Source organism: Shewanella sp. QJM3NY_23, from assembly GCF_056173105.1.
This window is the reverse complement of record NZ_CM149657.1, coordinates 2,165,843-2,182,644: the sequence shown is the minus strand read 5'-3', so window position 1 is coordinate 2,182,644 and position 16,802 is coordinate 2,165,843. Positions and strand designations below refer to the sequence as shown.

The 16,802-nt window shown below is 46.2% G+C and carries 15 protein-coding genes and 1 pseudogene; 6 read left to right on the top strand and 10 right to left on the bottom strand.

The genetic code is table 11. From position 1 onward, the window contains the following. Window positions 1–46: 46 nt before the first annotated feature. Window positions 47–757: a DnaA inactivator Hda gene (gene hda / locus AC0VXX_RS09925; RefSeq protein WP_110458946.1), complete on the top strand. Its 711-nt coding sequence runs from the start codon at window positions 47–49 to the stop codon at window positions 755–757. Between the two features lie 191 nt (window positions 758–948). Here the strand turns inward: hda and fadE are convergent, their stop codons facing one another. Beyond that, entirely contained in the window at window positions 949–3,396 is a 2,448-nt protein-coding gene (gene fadE, locus AC0VXX_RS09920) for an acyl-CoA dehydrogenase FadE (RefSeq protein WP_475514103.1), read from the bottom strand. A 243-nt stretch (window positions 3,397–3,639) separates the two neighbouring features. Between fadE and AC0VXX_RS09915 the strand changes: the two genes are divergently transcribed. Continuing rightward, window positions 3,640–4,437: a class II glutamine amidotransferase gene (locus AC0VXX_RS09915; RefSeq protein ID WP_475514102.1), complete on the top strand. Its 798-nt coding sequence runs from the start codon at window positions 3,640–3,642 to the stop codon at window positions 4,435–4,437. A 121-nt stretch (window positions 4,438–4,558) separates the two neighbouring features. On the opposite strand, the gene AC0VXX_RS09910 is transcribed toward AC0VXX_RS09915, so the two are convergent. Together AC0VXX_RS09910 and AC0VXX_RS09905 are read right to left on the bottom strand one after the other, a co-directional pair. Further along, a complete protein-coding gene (locus AC0VXX_RS09910; RefSeq protein ID WP_475516988.1) occupies window positions 4,559–5,302 on the bottom strand; it encodes a DUF3108 domain-containing protein in 744 nt (247 codons plus the stop codon). A gap of 35 nt (window positions 5,303–5,337) precedes the next feature. Further along, window positions 5,338–5,664 (bottom strand): MGMT family protein, encoded by a 327-nt coding sequence (locus tag AC0VXX_RS09905; protein ID WP_475516987.1) that lies wholly within the window; start codon window positions 5,662–5,664, stop codon window positions 5,338–5,340. 275 nt (window positions 5,665–5,939) lie between these two features. Here AC0VXX_RS09905 and def point away from each other — a divergent pair, with 275 nt between their 5' ends. Beyond that, complete coding sequence (gene def, locus AC0VXX_RS09900; RefSeq protein ID WP_475514101.1) at window positions 5,940–6,431, top strand: peptide deformylase; 492 nt, start codon at window positions 5,940–5,942, stop codon at window positions 6,429–6,431. Window positions 6,432–6,598: 167 nt separating this feature from the next. Beyond that, window positions 6,599–7,123 (top strand): tRNA-uridine aminocarboxypropyltransferase, encoded by a 525-nt coding sequence (locus AC0VXX_RS09895; RefSeq protein WP_475514100.1) that lies wholly within the window; start codon window positions 6,599–6,601, stop codon window positions 7,121–7,123. Window positions 7,124–7,143: 20 nt separating this feature from the next. Here AC0VXX_RS09895 and trhA read toward each other — a convergent pair whose 3' ends face one another. Further along, on the bottom strand, window positions 7,144–7,818 hold the full coding sequence (trhA, locus tag AC0VXX_RS09890; RefSeq protein ID WP_475516986.1) for a PAQR family membrane homeostasis protein TrhA: 675 nt from the start codon (window positions 7,816–7,818) through the stop codon (window positions 7,144–7,146). Window positions 7,819–8,131: 313 nt separating this feature from the next. Between trhA and AC0VXX_RS09885 the strand changes: the two genes are divergently transcribed. Further along, window positions 8,132–8,398 carry a chemotaxis protein gene (locus tag AC0VXX_RS09885; protein ID WP_475514099.1) on the top strand — a complete coding sequence of 89 codons (267 nt, stop codon included), beginning with the start codon at window positions 8,132–8,134 and terminating at the stop codon, window positions 8,396–8,398. A gap of 547 nt (window positions 8,399–8,945) precedes the next feature. Then, window positions 8,946–9,261: pseudogene (locus AC0VXX_RS09880) on the top strand (putative metalloprotease CJM1_0395 family protein); the annotation flags it as partial. 632 nt (window positions 9,262–9,893) lie between these two features. On the opposite strand, the gene AC0VXX_RS09875 reads toward AC0VXX_RS09880, so the two are convergent. From AC0VXX_RS09875 to AC0VXX_RS09850, 6 genes are read right to left on the bottom strand one after another with little or no spacing between them, the layout of a single operon-like run. Next, window positions 9,894–10,787 (bottom strand): LysR family transcriptional regulator, encoded by an 894-nt coding sequence (locus AC0VXX_RS09875; RefSeq protein WP_475514098.1) that lies wholly within the window; start codon window positions 10,785–10,787, stop codon window positions 9,894–9,896. A 47-nt stretch (window positions 10,788–10,834) separates the two neighbouring features. Continuing rightward, the gene (locus AC0VXX_RS09870; RefSeq protein WP_475514097.1) at window positions 10,835–11,941 is read right to left on the bottom strand and encodes a DUF3541 domain-containing protein; all 1,107 of its coding nucleotides are present in this window, start codon (window positions 11,939–11,941) and stop codon (window positions 10,835–10,837) included. Beyond that, window positions 11,919–13,598, bottom strand: coding sequence for a peptidase M3 (locus tag AC0VXX_RS09865; RefSeq protein ID WP_475514096.1), 1,680 nt, complete (start codon window positions 13,596–13,598; stop codon window positions 11,919–11,921). The genes AC0VXX_RS09870 and AC0VXX_RS09865 overlap by 23 nt, the downstream gene beginning before the upstream one ends. Further along, window positions 13,561–14,517 (bottom strand): alpha-L-glutamate ligase-like protein, encoded by a 957-nt coding sequence (locus AC0VXX_RS09860; protein ID WP_475514095.1) that lies wholly within the window; start codon window positions 14,515–14,517, stop codon window positions 13,561–13,563. Before AC0VXX_RS09860 ends, AC0VXX_RS09865 begins: the two co-directional genes overlap by 38 nt. 2 nt (window positions 14,518–14,519) lie before the next feature. Then, a complete protein-coding gene (locus tag AC0VXX_RS09855; protein WP_475514094.1) occupies window positions 14,520–16,025 on the bottom strand; it encodes an inactive transglutaminase family protein in 1,506 nt (501 codons plus the stop codon). A 17-nt stretch (window positions 16,026–16,042) separates the two neighbouring features. Continuing rightward, window positions 16,043–16,789, bottom strand: a complete 747-nt coding sequence (locus AC0VXX_RS09850; RefSeq protein ID WP_475514093.1) for an ATP-dependent zinc protease family protein — start codon at window positions 16,787–16,789, stop codon at window positions 16,043–16,045. Between the last annotated feature and the right edge of the window lie 13 nt (window positions 16,790–16,802).

Genomic DNA, 16,802 nt, shown 5'->3' with positions numbered 1-16,802 from the left:
TTTGGAACCTTTCTTTTACCAAACAAATGATATCGAGATTTAATTAGTGGCATCCCATTCCCCATTACAGTTGTCGTTACCCGTTTATCTGCCTGATGATGAAACGTTTAACAGTTATTATCCAGCGGCCGGAAACGATCAATTAATTCAAAGTTTACAAGACTGTGCTGATGGAAGTGCGGAGAAGGCCGTTTATCTATGGGGGCCGGTAAAATCGGGTCGTACCCATTTGATGCATGCGACTTGTGCCCGTGCTAATGAACTTAATCGCAACAGTTTCTATTTGCCACTGGGGATCCATGCCAGTATCTCAACCGAATTGCTAGAAGGATTAGAGCAAGTTGATCTTGTCTGTATTGACGATATTGATGCAATAGCCGGCCATCCTTTATGGGAAGAGAGTCTATTTGATCTGTATAACCGTGTAGCAGAGCAGAAAAATTGTAAATTGGTGGTCAGTGCCAGTGCTTCTGCAGTCGATAGCGGCTTTGTGTTACCCGATTTAATCTCTAGAATGCAGTGGGGCTTGACTTACCAAGTTCAGCCTATGGCCGATGATGAAAAGCTAGCAGCACTACAACGCCGCGCGGCGATGCGTGGTTTACAGTTGCCTGAAGATGTCGGTCGTTTCTTACTGAACCGTCTAGCCCGTGATTTACGTACCTTATTTGATGTGCTTGATAGATTAGATAAAGCGTCGTTAGTTCATCAACGTAAATTGACCATCCCGTTTGTCAAAGAGATGCTTAGGTTGTAAGTGATAAGCTCTTAGCCATAAAACACTTAAGCCTTTATCTCTCAAGCACTTAAGATAGCTACAATGTGATTTATCTGCCGCGCTTTCATTAATTAAGTTGCCAAACTAACAACTTAATTAGACGAAACAGAAATAACAAAAAGCCCAAACTCACGTTTGGGCTTTTTTATGTTAGCCGTTTCTTGAGCGATTTATGCCGCTTGATGTTGGGCGGCAGACGCGACGACCTGGGCTTTTAACTCGGCAGGATCAAAATCATCGACATTGATTGATTTCATCCGGCCAATTTCAGCGCGTTCAAGTAATGCAACCTCATCGTCACTGAGAATACCTAAGGCTTTTCCTTCGGCGGCTAGCTTATCTAACCACATGAAAGGATGACGCTTACCCGATGCCTTACAAATTTTATCGTGCAGCGGCTCACAAGCGAGGATATCTTTAAAGGTCTGCTCTTGGATACCTACAGCATTGAACTCAGATGGCGTCCAGAATTGACCTTTACCTAAACGGTCACGACTGGCGCAGGGCGTTTGCATGATCTTAGCCACTTTATGATCCAGTACATCACTTGGACGCTTAAGTGGACGGCCAAATGGGAAGATAATGACCCGTAATAAGCGTCCTAATCCCATAGGGAAGTTGTCTAATAGATCGTCAAGCGAGTCTTGTAGTTTGTACAACGAATCTTCAACAGCCCATTGCACTAAGACTAAATCTTCACTCTGGCGGCCTTCATCTTGATAGCGCTTTAGTGTTGCTGACGCTAAGTAAAGCTGGCTCAACAAATCGCCTAGGCGAGCAGAGATACGCTCTTTACGCTTAAGGCCACCACCTAATGTCGCCATCGCTAAGTCAGACAATAAAGCTAAGTTAGCGCTGAAACGGTTCATCTGTTGGTAGTAACGCTTGGTTTTATCGTTATAGGGACTGTTTGAGAATCGGCTTGAGGTTAAGCCTAACCAGAAGCTGCGCACTAAGTTACTAATCGTAAAGCCGATATGGCCAAATAGCGCCGAATCAAAATCGTTTAGTGCTTTGTTTGCATCAGGATCAAATGCTGATTCCATTTCAGCCAATACATAAGGATGGCAACGAATAGCCCCTTGACCGTAGATTATCATCGAGCGGGTTAAGATATTTGCCCCTTCAACCGTAATGGCGATGGGTGCCGCTTGATAGCCGCGACCTAGGTAGTTACCTTCACCTAAACACACGCCTTTACCGCCATGGATATCCATGGCATCGATAACGCATTTTTGCATTCTGTCAGTCAAGTGGTACTTAACGATGGCAGAAATCACTGAAGGTTTTTCGCCTAAATCGATAGCGGTTGTCGTTAAGGTTGTTACCGCATCCATTAAATAGGCATTGCCGCCGATGCGTGCCATTGGCTCTTCAATCCCTTCAAGCTTACCAATAGGTAACTTAAATTGACGACGAATACGCGCATAAGCACCGGTCGCTACGGCTGCGGTTTTCACACCACCGGCAGAGTTTGACGGCAAGGTAATACCACGGCCCACAGACAAACATTCCACCAGCATGCGCCAGCCTTGACCTGCCATTTCTGGCCCGCCGATAATAAAGCTTAAGGGAACGAACACCTCGTTGCCTCGGGTTGGACCATTTTGGAACATACAGTTAAGCGGGAAATGGCGACGACCGGTTTCCACACCTGGCACATCTGTAGGGATAAGGGCGCAGGTGATACCTAAATGTTCTTTATCGCCGAGTAATTTATCGGGATCCTGCAGCTTAAAGGCAAGGCCTAAAACGGTCGCAACTGGGGCAAGGGTGATATAACGCTTGTTCCAGGTCAGTTTCATACCGAGCACTTCTTCACCTTGCCATTGGCCTTTACAGACCACGCCAAAGTCAGGAATTGCGCCAGCATCGCTGCCAGCTTCTGGGCTGGTTAATGCAAAACAGGGGACTTCTAAGCCTTTTGCTAAGCGAGGTAAGTAGTGGTTTTGCTGCTCGGCAGTACCATAGTGTTGTAATAATTCACCAGGGCCTAATGAGTTAGGCACACCAACAGTAGAAGCCAGTTCGCTGGATACGCCAGCCAGCTTTTGTAATACGCGTGATTGCGCATAGGCTGAATATTCGAGTCCGCCGTACTTTTTCTTGATGATCATGGCAAAAAAACCGTGATCTTTTAAGTATTGCCAGATCTCAGGAGGAAGATCAGCTAATTGATGAGACACTTGATGTTGATTGAGCATCTTACAGACTTCTTCAACTGGACCATCAAGAAAGGCTTGCTCTTCAGCGGTTAGGCGAGCAATAGGGTAGTTGTGTAATTTTTTCCAATTAGGTTTACCGGCAAAAAGGTCGGCTTCCCACCAGGTTGTACCTGCTTCGATAGCTTCTTTTTCTGTTGAAGACATTTCAGGCATGATGCCTTTGTATATCTTAAGCAGCGGGCGCGTGATAACGCTTTTTCTAAAAGCAGCGATATTAAGCGGAAGTACAATCGCAAAGAAGACGAGCCAAGACAGCATGGCGATGGCATCTGTAGCGGTACCGACTGCCATGATAATGGCGGCAATGATGCTTGAGGTGAGCAGAGAAACTCTTAGGTAGGCTAATGCGCCTAACGTAAAGAGCATCACTAAAATCCAAAGTAAGGTTGTCACTGTTATTCTCCTTCAATTGCGACTGTTAACTGCACTAATGTCAGCTCTTTTTATATGACGGTTATCACAATTATAGATTGTGGTCAGACCTGTGTCGCATAAAATCTAACCCTCTCGTGACATTTATACAAGCAATTTTCAAACAATTGTTTAAATTTTTTTATTGACACTAGGATTCCACAAACTGGGTCAACTAGTTAGAATGATTTTAATGACTGATTTGAGAGTGAAGGTGCCTTTTTTATGTGTGAGCTACTGGCCATGAGTGCTAACGTGCCAACCGATATTGTTTTTAGTTTTACTGGCTTAGCCGAACGTGGCGGGGTGACCGGCCCGCATGTCGATGGTTGGGGAATAACCTTTTATGAGGGCAAAGGCAGTCGCACTTTTAAAGATGCTAAGCCCAGTAGCCAATCCCATGTGGCTAAATTAATCAAGTCTTACCCGATTAAGAGTGAAGTGGTGATAAGCCATATAAGGCAAGCCAATCGCGGTTGTGTGGCGTTAGAAAATACCCATCCATTTACGCGTGAGCTTTGGGGACGAAACTGGACATACGCTCATAACGGTCAGTTAAGTGATTATCACGCTAAGTTCAACGTGGCCCGGTATCAGCCGGTGGGGGATACCGACAGTGAGCTGGCTTTTTGTTGGATCTTAGAAAAAGTCGCAGAACATTTTGGTGATACGCCACCTGATAATTGGCTTGATGTATATGCTTATGTTGCCACTTTAGCAGAGGATATTCGAAGTCTTGGGGTGTTTAATATGCTCCTCAGTGATGGCGAACACTTAATGATTTATTGTACCAACAACTTATGTCATATCACCCGCCGAGCGCCATTTGGCAAAGCTAAGTTAATTGATACCGATGTGGTAATTGATTTCAATCAGGAAACCACTGCCAATGATATCGTCACCGTGATAGCCACGCGGCCATTAACTGATAATGAACGCTGGCAGATTTTGCAACCGGGTGATTGGCAAGTGTTTTGCCGAGGTGAAATCGTTCTTGGCAGTGATTTGATAACTAAGATTTAAGCACTAAAATCGGAGCGGATCTGAGCGCCAAGATTTGAGTATTAAATTTGCGTAGAGCATAGGCGATTAAGGCTCTGATTAGTTTAAGCTGTTAACGGTTTGCCATTAACAGCAAAATGGATCACGGATTAGCCGTCTGTTGATTAACCACCTCAGCAGGCTGATGAGAAAATTGATAACTGAGCAATGTGATATCTAATTGCTTACTGCCTTTTTCAAAGTGGGTCAGTCGAACCGGCAAATAACCTAAGTCAGGTGCCATCCAAAAAAAGGTTTGGCGTTTATTATTGTCTCTAACCACTTCAATTTTAACCGTATCATACTGACCACTTTCGATGAGCATCCGCTCTTTACCAACGACGTTAAAATCATACTCATCAATTTCCCCGCTTTTAAGCATGACATAATGCAAATTTGTCAATCCAGCCATCATATCGAGTCGAAATTGTAACTGCACCATGAGAGGATCAAATAGATTGCCATTATAAGGGAATTTGGCGCGCTCCTCTTTGTAACGGCTATGAACGATATTTTGGTCTATAACATAAGCCGATTGTTCTTGGTAATGTGGTCCGGTGCCACTGCGCTCATGGGTATAGCGCATGGGGACTAGCCGCTCGCCGTCTAAGGTAAAGGTACTTTGTACTGTTCGTTTGTCTGACAACATTAGCAGGCTGACATCGCTGTCGAAGCGGTATTGATATAGGTTATTTTGTGCAGGCGCTAGCTGATAGCGAGCTTTACCGAGTTCGATACTGCCATAATTGACTTGATACTCTGCGATATGCGCAGTCAGCGGGTGTTGTGCTGCCATAGCATTAATGCTGAGCGCAAGTAGGCTGGATAGAATAATAATAGGCTTCATGATTGACAAGATTATCTCCGGTATAAAAGCGAGTGTTAAAAAGGTAATTCCAGCACTAATGTTGCAAGATCGGGCTGCCATTGATAATTCGACAATGTTATCTTGCCACGGTTCACCACAATATGCTCACTTCTTAATCGTTGCATCTGTTCTATAAAAGCGGGCGTATGTTCGGCAAAAGCGATTTTACCTTGGCTATTGATCACCCTATGCCATGGAAGGTTAAGCTCCGCAGGTGCCAATTTGAGCGCTCGAGATACATACCTAGCTCTGCCAGGTAATCCAGCTAAGTCAGCCACTTTACCATATGAACTCACCCTACCTTCAGGAATTAAGCCAACAATGTGCCAAATGCGCGCCATGGGTGAAAGAGTCGAACAGTTCAAGTTGAGTTCCTGTGATAGATTCATCAATGCCGAATATCGATAAACCACATTAACGCCGAGTTACTGTCAATGAGTTAATACCGTTTGGAAGATAGCTATAGCCTAGTGTTTAGCATAGAACAATTCAATATTGACTCAAATGCATTTGGCTTAAACCCAGGGGATTGTTCAGTAAATAAAATCCCGCTAACGTTGCCTTTAGCGTCAGTTAGGTCATAATAGCGCCAAATTTTCATGACTAAATTAACACTATGCCAGTATTGGATATTCTGACTATTCCCGATGAACGCTTAAAGCGTAAGGCGCAGCCCGTTGCAGATATCGCCGCGGCGCAGCCATTTATTGACGATCTACTCGAAACCCTGTATCACACCGATGACGGTATTGGCTTAGCCGCTACTCAAGTCGGTAGCTTACATGCCATTATCGTTATCGACTTGTCTGACAATAGAGATGAGCCATTAGTACTCATCAATCCTGAATTTATAGAACGCAGCGGCGAGTTTATCGGCGAAGAGGGTTGCTTATCGGTACCGGGTTACCGCGCTAAGGTCACTCGCTATGAAAAGGTCAAGGTCAAAGCGCTTGACCGTCAAGGCCAGAGCATTGAAATAGAAACCGATGACTTTCTGGCTATCGTGCTGCAGCACGAGATGGATCATCTGGACGGCAAAATTTTCATCGAGCACCTATCAACACTCAAACAGCAAATAGCCCTAAAGAAAGCCAGTAAATACCGCTAGTTGAATATCTTTATTGAACCTTGTTCTCACCGGGGTGATGAATGTCGCCCCGATTGAAAAGAGCTGCAATGTGAGACTCGGTTAATCAACATAAAAAATGATGGCCCAATTGTGTAATAGCCCACAGATAGAAACAACTCGCTAACGATAAATAAATAGTTAAATAGATGAATATAGTGTTACTTACCCATGAGCGAGAGCTGACTCGCCCAACCAATACCGGTCAGCTAGCATTAGCGCATTTTCCACAGTATTGTAAGCAGCTTGTTTGGTCTCGTATCAATCCTGATAAGGGGTTGCAACAAGCCTGTCAAACGGGTCAAGCCTTGCTATTGTTTCCAGCTACCGATAAGCCAGCTGCCTCGAATATTGACTCAGATCTCGCCTTAATTAAAGCCGATGACACTGCACTTGGTGACGCAAAAACAGTGACACAAAAGTCGATCATCATTTTGGATGCTACGTGGCAAGAAGCGCGTAAAATGGTGCGCCAAAGCCACTATTTACAACAGGCAAATCGACTGGAATTACAAGCGACACAAGATTCAACATATCAGTTACGACGTAACCAAGTTGAGGGGGGATTATGTACACTCGAATGTGTGCAATTACTGTTTAGCCAAGCGGGTTTATTCGCTCAAGCGGCGCAGCTTGGCGACGCATTTGCTGAGTTTAATCGTCGCGAGCAGTAAATTAACCCAATAGATTAACGTTAGATAACGGTGAGGTAGACACAGAGAAAATGACTGACAGCGCCCGCCAACACAAATAAATGCCAGATAGCGTGGTTATAAGGAATGCGCTTAACGACGTAAAACACCACGCCACCACTGTAAAACAAGCCACCCGCGAGCAATAAGCTAAAACCAAGCGGCGTCATGGCGGCAATCAGGTCGTCTAGCACCACCATACATAACCAGCCCATCGCTAAGTAAAGCAATACGCTGAACATTTTAAAACGATGAATGAAGATGGTTTTAAATAACACTCCACCCAAGGCTATTCCCCAGATAGCAATGAGCATAAACAGTGCCTTCTCACCGCCCAGTTCAATAAGCAACAGCGGGGTATATGTTCCGGCAATCAGCAGGTAAATCGCGCAATGATCGGCAATTTTTAGTTTATGTTTAAGGTGAGGGTCCTTGACACTGTGATAGAGAGTCGAGCAGAGAAATAACAGTATAATACTCGCACAGTAGATGATAACACCTGTAAGCTGCACTCCTGATAGGTGATCCCATCCCTTAGTGAGAGACACCATTAATGCTACTATGCCAGCCACAATACCTAGGCCGTGGCTAATGGCGTTTGCCAGTTCCTCTTTTGGTGAGTATGGCGCTTTAGGTAATGATTTATCAGTAGTTATAGATAATTCTTGGCTTGTCATGGGTTTTAGTATCATCTGGTTAGACCTCGTCTATCGCAGTGTAACAGCTCATGTTTACAAACACTACCTGGCTTACGTGTGTACGCTCAAATTTTTCACGTTTTTACTTTGCGCTAATTAACGCTAGTGTGGCGATTATATATGGAGTGTCATCGAGTTGAAAGAAACGGATGTCAGTTGGATGTATTGGTGGCACAGTTAGTGATTAACTGATCACTAAACTGAGCTGCTATTATTGCTTAGTGCTGTACTTTTAATGCCAGTTGGCTAATAATCAAACGGTATTTTTTATGACAGAATTGGAGACACTATTATGCAGATCCCATCGAGTTTTGCCTCAGGGTTGTCGGGGTTACAGAGTGCTCAATCTGGGTTAACCCAAGCAACGGTGGATGTGGCTAAACCATCTCAGCCAAACACAAATGTATCTATAACAGATACTTACACTCCTGTCGCACAAACAGATAAAACCCAAGCCTTGGTATCATCTCTTGAATCACTCAATCAAGCCGAGGCTGCCACAGAAGTGATAGCCGTGTCATCAGAAACCCTAGGAACCGTTATCGATATCAAGGTGTAACCTTGTGAACAGCGTTGTTAATGTAACGCTAAGCCCTAAGGTGTTATCAGCCAGCCATGCCTCTTGGCGTGCTGGTGGCGCGCCAGAGTCATCAGAATTTTCGCTGCAAAAACCGTTAACCTTATTATCTCCCACATTAATGCACGCTGCGCCAACCTTAGCATCAGCGGCACATACCCCAGCTATAAGCCGTGAGTCTGCGGCAGAACGGTCTGTGTCAAAGCATTTGAAGCCGACACCTGAGTTAACCCCATCAGCAACTGGCGCTATGACAGCAGAGCTATCACGTCGCTTTAATCTGTCACTGGGTCCTAACGGTCTTGGGGCCATGTTAAACGTTAGTGCCATCACTACCACAAAGGAAGAGGCTGGGCAGATTGCAAGAAGCGTAATAGCAGATAAGGATATAACCAGCGCGACTTCGATCGTGATAGCTGATCGCACAGACGATACTGCGGTGAATGAGGCACCACTGGCACTAGGTGACGGGCAATCTCAGCGAGCAACCGAAGCTGAACAACTTGCGCAACAAGCTGAATTAACACAGCTAAGTCAACGTGATATCGAGGTGCGGGCTCATGAACAGGCCCATGCAAGTGTCGGTGGCAATTTGGCTGGGCCGCCAAGTTTTACCTATGAGCAGGGAAGTGACGGTCAGCGCTATGCGGTAGCTGGAGAGGTCGCTATTGATGTATCCGTGGTGGCCGGCGATCCACAAGCCACGTTAAGCAAAATGAAGCAAGTGTATGCCGCGGCGATGGCACCGGTTGCGCCTTCGATGGCCGATATTCGCATAGCCAGTGAAGCACTGCGCAAGATGAATGAAGCAAATCAAGAGCTTGCGATAGAGCGTCAACAAGCTGTGTTATCAAGGGGAGTGGAGACGTCTTTAGCGGGGACGCAATCTGCCAGTGACCTTACTCAGCCTTCATCCGCAGCTTCTCCTGATGACGCTGCGACTCCTGGGATAGAAGAGATTGGCGCGGTACATCAGGCTCAATATTTAGATACCGATAAGCAGCAAGCCTTTGGCTCGGGATCGTTTTCAGCACTACTCCAGTCGCAGTATCAGCCTAGTCAGGGAATGGCGCCAAGCCAGCTAATAGGACAACAGATAGATATTGAGGTATAACGGGTTGTTGGTGGTTGTTTATTCATTAATGACGTTGTCTTTGCTGATGACTCTGTTGTTGTCTAAATGCTCGTTATCTCGGCGTTTGTTGTCTAAGTAATTGAAAGTATTAACTAAGTCGATGTCGCTGTTAGCTTATGATTGTTGCGTCATCAAGGGCTTTAGCAGAACAGTTTGATACATATTTCCTAGCTCTTTGTGATCCTTTTCACCCTACAATTGACCTTGTCACCTTTCCTGTTTGAGTGGACCAGAACAGTTTTTAGCCTCTTTGCGTATTTCGGTTTAATGACAAATGCCAGCCAATATAAAGCGGGCCGCGTCGCGTTAGAGACGATACTGAGTGGCAGCGGTCTACTGCCATCAGTTGCTCGTTTGGTGCTGAGCCAATATCAAGCTCTCCAGTAATTGCGATGCTGGGCCTTGATTATCTCGATTGGGGATGATCAAGCTCAATCCCGCTTGTCTATGGCTACTGCCTTGCAGTGCAAGGCGGTAAAGCTGACCGCTGTCGAGTAACCCTTGCACCAAGTGAGCTGGTACCCAGCAAAAACCGATACCTTTTTGCAAAATAACCAAGGCTTCATGGAAGTTGGTTACCGTCCAGCGCTGTTCAGCTTTAAGCCATCCTGAATCGGCGCGAGCGATCTGGGCCGTGTCTTTAATCACAATTTGTAAATGTTCGGCTAGGACTTGGTCATATAGAGGTTCATCGCGGTGTGCCAATGGATGGCTTGGATGACAGACTAACAAAAAGTCGATATGGCACAGCGGCTCCGCGACAAACCCTTTGGGCGGCGAGCCGGCAATGGCAATGTCGACCTGTTCAGATTCGACTAATTCAACGGTACCATTGATAACCGAATCGAGAATGGTGATGCGCGTACCACGTCCTTGAGGTTCAAATTGACTTAGGGCATCGATAAGGGTCTCCATCGGGTAGATGATCTCCCGAGCGATGACGAGCGATGGCTCCCAGCCTTTTTCTAATTTATTGGCCAGCATCTCCAATTCGGTGACCGAACGGGTAATATGACGAGAGCGCCTCAGTAATACCTCACCGGTTTCGGTGAGGTAGGCTTTACGGCCCTTAACTTCAAGTAAGGCCACGCCAAGCTGCGATTGCAATTTGGCGACCGCATGATTTAACGATGACTGACTCTTATTCAGTTGTTTGGCGGCTTGGGCATAGCCGCCGTAATCGACTACTGCCTGCAGGATCCGCCACTGTTCTAAGGTTGATTTTGCTTGGCTCATGGATATTCAATCTCGTTACTCAAGCCGCAGCGCGGCTCGATATTAGGCTAAGGTTTAACGCTTACCTGTTTAGGCAGGTATTTCTGGGTGCGCTTAAGCTCATGAAAATAGGGGCCTTGATGCAAAGTAGTTGGCCAATTCAGCAGCATCATAGCCAATACATTTCGGTGTTCACCTAAGGCGAGATCGGGATTGCCTTTAGGTGAGGGGATAGTATGTAGCGTCTCATCATAGGCGTTAATAATATGTCGCTGGGTTTGTTTTACCACTGGGTGTTGAGACAAACCAGCTAAATGAAAACTGATGCCGACTTCGGCAATAATATCGTCGGTAGCATCGGTCAAAATCCGCTCAAGGTTGGCAGCGAAATAATCTAAAATCCAAGCAAACTCTTTAGCATCAACAGGCTGTTGGTAATACTCACTTGCGGCAAAAATAAAGTGGGTCATGCCATAGATTTTGTTTCTAAATTGTTTTTTGTTGAGCTCGCTATCTCGACTTGTAGGATAGACATCATTAAAAGCCTGTTTGTAGTCGGCGATATAATCACCTACTTCAAGTTGTTTTGCCCAGTAGGCGTAATTGATCAGCTGCGCAGCCCAGGCTTCAATCATGGCTTTGTCGGTTAATCCCGTTTTGAGATCGGTGGATTTTAACGCCTTGATTAGTTTGTCATGGCAGGGGCCCTGTAAGCCAAATTCGTCGATTCGGCTGGAAAAGCGTAATAACACATCAGTGTAAAATAGAAATTCAGGAAAAGGCTGTAGGGCTTTTTTGCGTGCTTTAGCGCGCGAGCCCTTGCCAAGAATCGCGATAGCCTCTCTCGCCTCGGTGTCGATAAATCCAGGCTTATCTAACTGGCAAGCATAAAAACTCTGTGACTCGGTCACGGCATACAGATCGACCAGTGCGGCATTGGCATATTTCGCATCACCAGTCATACGATATAGGCGAATACCATAATGGCCTTGCACTCTTGGAGGCAGTTGGTAGAGGTTTTGTTCAAGATGGGTCTGGATACCTTGGCGCACCTCGTTAGCGTTAAGCGTGCTGCTTTGTTCGACTTGTTTAGCGATACTGGCGCTGGGCAATAGCAATGCTGCACTTAGGCCGAGCACTGCGATGAGATATTTAGAGGGACGCGTGTTGATCATGTTGGATCCTTTTTATTAAAGAGGAGGTCGACACTGGTTCGCCAAAAATAAGGGTTAATTGTTGTGTAATAGGTAACTGCGCTTCATTAATCAACAGCAGTTCGAATAACGCTGGTTTATCGATTGTGGCTTGTTGGTCAATTAGCCGCGCAAGATTGCGTTGCCAAAGACGTTGATAATAGCGCGGCCCTTGGCTAACGATACCCATGAAACTATAAATAGCCTCATTAGCTTGCGGCCAAGGTTGAGTAAAGCTCAATTCAAATTCGCGCGCCATATCGGGGTAGGCGTGAGACGTTGTTTGATAGAGATTTAATGCCAGTTTGCTTCGAAAAACACTCTGTTGCTCGGCAAAAGTGGCTAAACGCGCTTCGCGGCTCTCTTTTGGCGCCGGCGGCAATAACCGCTGTTGCAAGTACAATGACAACCAATATTGACCGACTAAGCCACTGTCTTGAGTGTCTGCCAAGGTATTGATGAGATAGAAGCGCCCCCCTTTAAGCAGCGATGCTAAGGCATTGCTAAATGCCTCAATCAGCTGTGTTTGTGCGCGATGAGAGTTGAGTATGTCTGGAAAGCTAAGTGATACTTGGCCAAACTGTTGCCCCACAACGCTGTAGCGTATCGGGGTGACTCTAATGCTTGTATCTTGGTTAGGCTCGCCTTGGCTGAGAAATAGATCCCCAAGCAGACGTTGTCCATGCCATAGACGGATCATATTGTCATTGAGGCTTTCAACCCTAATCCCAAAGGGCTGTAGCGCTTGGTAAATTTGACTTAACATCACTTGGGTAAATACCGGCTGAAGTGGTGTTTTATCCGCTTGAGATAGTGCAATCCCCAATTCCCAAGGAGCAAGGGTTGGCTGAGTCATTGCGTCGAGATATTGTTTCAGAAGTTGTGGCGTCGCGATATGCTGGGACGCTAAACTGAAACTGGCATAGTCGCTAAACCCCGCCTGTTCAGCCTGTTGTTGCTTTGCGGCAATAACATGGGTAAGGGCGCGTTCACTCTTGTCTTTGGCCCGCAGTTGATAGGCTTGCCAGACTTGCTGACGGCAATGGGGATCACGTTGCTCAATCAAGTAACTGGCTATCGACTCACTAAAGCGGGGAATGGGGTCATTAAGCTCTGCATCATTAACGGGTTTCAGCAGACAGCGTTCGTCACTCATCACCAATGACAGTGCCTGTTGCCTTAGGGCGAAAGTGATACTGGCTTCGCTGGTGTGTAACGCCGCTTTATCGGCGATGTCCATTTCACCTTGTAATAGCTGAGTCAGTCGCTTTGCGATTGCCTGTTCATCCGGGCGAAAGCTGCTCTTTAACGCCTGACTTAAGCTGACAATATTGGGATCATGATATAGCTTATCAATTTGATCTCCAAGGTGAAGTTGGCAAAGCAATAGGGCTTCTTGGCTCGCCGAGTTAAGTGCATATTGTTGATAATAGCGTAGGCTGTCTTTCAGGTTAAACAGGCCAATAAGGTCACGTTCAAGATTGACAACCTGCACAGATGGCACGCTTGGGGGGCTATCCATCCATGGGGCTATCTCATAGCGAAGGCATTGCTCGGATAACAGCGCAATGGGCGAGGCGGCTTGCGCCGCCTGCACCACATTAAGTGTTAGGGCGATTGCTAAAATGCGTTTTAGCATAGGCGACGCGCTCTTCCACTGACATGAATTTATTTCTCATCTGCTCGACATGTTGCAGACGAGGTAAAATCCCCTGACTGTTAGCGATTTGAATGGCCAAACCGGGTCGAGCATTAAGCTCAAGTAGTAGTGGACCTAGCTCTTGATCCAGTACCATATCTGTGCCTAAGTAGCCTAACTCACTCATTTCATATGCTTTAGAAGCGGTATGGAGCAAGGTATCCCAATGGGGCACTACAATATCGGTCAGCTTTCTATCGGTATCTGGATGGCGTTCAATGGGGCGGTCAAATTGCACCGCATGCAAGCCTTGTCCTGTCGCAATATCGAGTCCAACGCCTACCGCTCCTTGGTGTAAGTTAGCCTTACCGTCAGAGGCGGCGGTTGATAAACGCAGCATCCCCATGACCGGAAAGCCTTTGAATACGATGAGTCGAATATCGGGCACACCTTCAAAGGAGTAGCCATCGAATACTGGATCAAATTTAATCAGACCTTCGACAATTGCCACATCGGGTTTACCGCCCAGTGAAAATAATCCACTGAGAATGTTGGATATATGACGGTCGATTTCACTGGGTGTGACTTCGTTGCCGTTGGCTTTATAGTAATGGCCATTAGCCACTTTAGTGATCACTAAGATCCCTTTGCCGCCCGAGCCTTGTGATGGTTTAATGACAAAACCACTCCGGTTATTGACCATCTCCGGAATATGCACAATCTCATGCTGCTGGGAAACTGTGCCTATTAAGGCGGGTACCGCAATATCATTGGCCAAGGCCAGTTGTTTAGTGGTCAACTTATCATCGACCCGTTTATAGTATTTACGCGGATTATAACGACCTATGTAGTCGATATTACGCTTATTCATGCCCAGGACCCCGTTGTCCCTTAGCGCCTTAGGACGCGCAAATAGCATGATTACTGTCCCGCCAAAGGTCTAAAACGTCTGAGTTCTAATAACTTGTAACCTGTGTACTGACCCATGAGTAACACCACAGCTAAAATCACCAAGTGGATGCCAAGGAAGTTAAAGACCCAATGCTGAACCCAAGCTGCGCTCATGGCGAGATAGGCCAGTGTCGCAACAAACAGGCTACCGCCGCCTTGTACTAATACCTCTTTAGCGCCTTCCTCTTCCCACAAAATGGACATTCTCTCGATAGTCCAAGCCAAAATGATCATCGGGAAGAAGGTAATGGTTAGCCCTTCGCTGAGACCAAATTTATAAGAGATTAAGGTAAACAGGCCAATGATGCCTATCACCACAATGATCACCGCCGATATGCGGGAAATGAGCAGCAAGTTGAGTTCAGATAGGTATGAGCGGATCATCAAACCGAACGCCACAATGAGTAAAAAGCCGATAAGCCCGGTCAGTAGTGTGGTTTGAATAAAGGCTAATGCGATCAGTACTGGCATAAAGGTACCAGAGGTTTTAATACCAATAATGACGCGTAGAAATACCACCATCAACACACCAATGGGGATCAGCAAAATCCCTTTAAACAGACTCTGTTCCTCTAGCGGTAATTGATACAGTGAGAAATCCAAGGCATCTTTATTTTTGAGCATATCGATAGAGGTCGCCAGTGCTGAGCGGGTATCTTGCAGCATCGAAAAGTTGACCTGTGAATTTACGCCACCAATCACATCAAGGGTCGATTTACCTTTGCGATCCCAGATAAGTAGGTTATCTGGGCGACCTTGGGTACCATTAGCGGGGTTAAACAGCAGCCATTCGCCTTGATGGTACACCTCAACGAAGGTGGTTAACTGTTGGCGGCGACGCTGATCTTCTAAAAATAGCGCGTTGACTTTTTGCGCCGCAATACCTTTGCTATTGAGCATTTGAATAAACAGATCGGCAGGAGTATTACCCGACAGTAAAAGCTCGATATTTTGGCTGCGATCGGTCGCATTAAAACTTTTGTTCAGTTGCTGGGCAAATGAGAGATTAGTCGCGCTCCGAGACCATACTTCGTCCATAATTTGCTCGGCGGCGGCTTGCTCGGTTGCAGGCCAACTGTAAGGTAAGGGAGGTTGGGGTTCCTGCAGGGCAATCACTTGATTATTGCCGGTGGGCACAAGGGTGACTTTGTAATATAAGTCTTGTTGACCTATGGCATTACGGATCGACCAAGTGGCGTGACGCCCCATTTCATCTTCTGCGATGGTCAGTCCATAGCCCGGGGACGTGGCGTTTTCAACCAGCACTTCAAATGCCGGATCGTTTGGCAATGAAAAGGTGACCTCAGCAGGTTGTCCTGTGGCTTGGAAACTCACCTTGGCATCAACGGCCCAGCTTTGTACCTGTTTGCCTGGAAGGAAAGGGACATTGTGTTCAATGCCGCGATAAACACTTGCCGCCACACCCGCTAAAAAGAGGAGCGCAACAACAATATAAAACGGTTTTCTAGAATGCATCAGCCAATAATCCTATGTTATTTCGTGCTCTGTTTAGGCATGGTTTTGCCATGAATAAAACTTTGCGCAACATCGACAACGGCGATATCTTGCATAAATTTACGTCCGAGCAACAGTTGGTACTCTAAGTGGCTGCGATCGACAAGATTAAGATCGGTCTCGGCTTTATATGAACCTATTTGTAAGTGAGCGTGGATCACTGGGCGACGATCACTTTCTTCATCGGATTCTTGTTTGATGCGCACGAAGCGCTCAACTTTAGACTCAAAGGTTTGTGGTGGTTTGTCATAACCTTGGGTAAACACATCAAAACGCACCCATTGTTTACCATCACGCTCGAACAAAATAATATTGTGTGCATCTAATGAGGATGATTCGGCGCCAGTATCGATACGAGTCTCGAAGCCCGCTTTCACTTCGTCCATATAGACATTTTCCACCGCACCTAAAATAAACTTATCACCAATAGGAGACGGCTCGCACTGAATGGGCACTTCGATAATTTTCTTTTCTGGTTGCTGTAAATTGATTTTAGCGACCGACTGATTCAAGGCGTCAATTTGCTTTGACAGGGTGCTAATGGCACCGAGCGCTTGTTCATGGCTTGCATGACTATTTTTTATTAAGCTGGCTAATTCGCTCTGCTGTTGACTGAGGCTGCTATTGAGTGTGGCGGCATCAACCGGTATAGGCTTATTGACGTCGGTCGTTGCACAGCCCGCTAACAGGGTTGCAACGCTTATGGCAGTTATCTGTTTTAACATAGTCCATCCCATA

Excerpts from the sequence above, each read along its gene's own strand:
- AC0VXX_RS09915 (WP_475514102.1), top strand. The coding sequence starts at position 3,640 with ATGTGTGAGCTACTGGCCATGAGTGCTAACGTGCCAACCGATATTGTT.
- AC0VXX_RS09910 (WP_475516988.1), bottom strand. The coding sequence starts at position 5,302 with ATGAAGCCTATTATTATTCTATCCAGCCTACTTGCGCTCAGCATTAAT.
- AC0VXX_RS09905 (WP_475516987.1), bottom strand. The coding sequence starts at position 5,664 with ATGGCGCGCATTTGGCACATTGTTGGCTTAATTCCTGAAGGTAGGGTG.
- def (WP_475514101.1), top strand. The coding sequence starts at position 5,940 with ATGCCAGTATTGGATATTCTGACTATTCCCGATGAACGCTTAAAGCGT.
- AC0VXX_RS09895 (WP_475514100.1), top strand. The coding sequence starts at position 6,599 with ATGAATATAGTGTTACTTACCCATGAGCGAGAGCTGACTCGCCCAACC.
- trhA (WP_475516986.1), bottom strand. The coding sequence starts at position 7,818 with ATGACAAGCCAAGAATTATCTATAACTACTGATAAATCATTACCTAAA.
- AC0VXX_RS09885 (WP_475514099.1), top strand. The coding sequence starts at position 8,132 with ATGCAGATCCCATCGAGTTTTGCCTCAGGGTTGTCGGGGTTACAGAGT.
- AC0VXX_RS09875 (WP_475514098.1), bottom strand. The coding sequence starts at position 10,787 with ATGAGCCAAGCAAAATCAACCTTAGAACAGTGGCGGATCCTGCAGGCA.
- AC0VXX_RS09870 (WP_475514097.1), bottom strand. The coding sequence starts at position 11,941 with ATGATCAACACGCGTCCCTCTAAATATCTCATCGCAGTGCTCGGCCTA.
- AC0VXX_RS09865 (WP_475514096.1), bottom strand. The coding sequence starts at position 13,598 with ATGCTAAAACGCATTTTAGCAATCGCCCTAACACTTAATGTGGTGCAG.
- AC0VXX_RS09860 (WP_475514095.1), bottom strand. The coding sequence starts at position 14,517 with ATGCTATTTGCGCGTCCTAAGGCGCTAAGGGACAACGGGGTCCTGGGC.
- AC0VXX_RS09855 (WP_475514094.1), bottom strand. The coding sequence starts at position 16,025 with ATGCATTCTAGAAAACCGTTTTATATTGTTGTTGCGCTCCTCTTTTTA.
- AC0VXX_RS09850 (WP_475514093.1), bottom strand. The coding sequence starts at position 16,789 with ATGTTAAAACAGATAACTGCCATAAGCGTTGCAACCCTGTTAGCGGGC.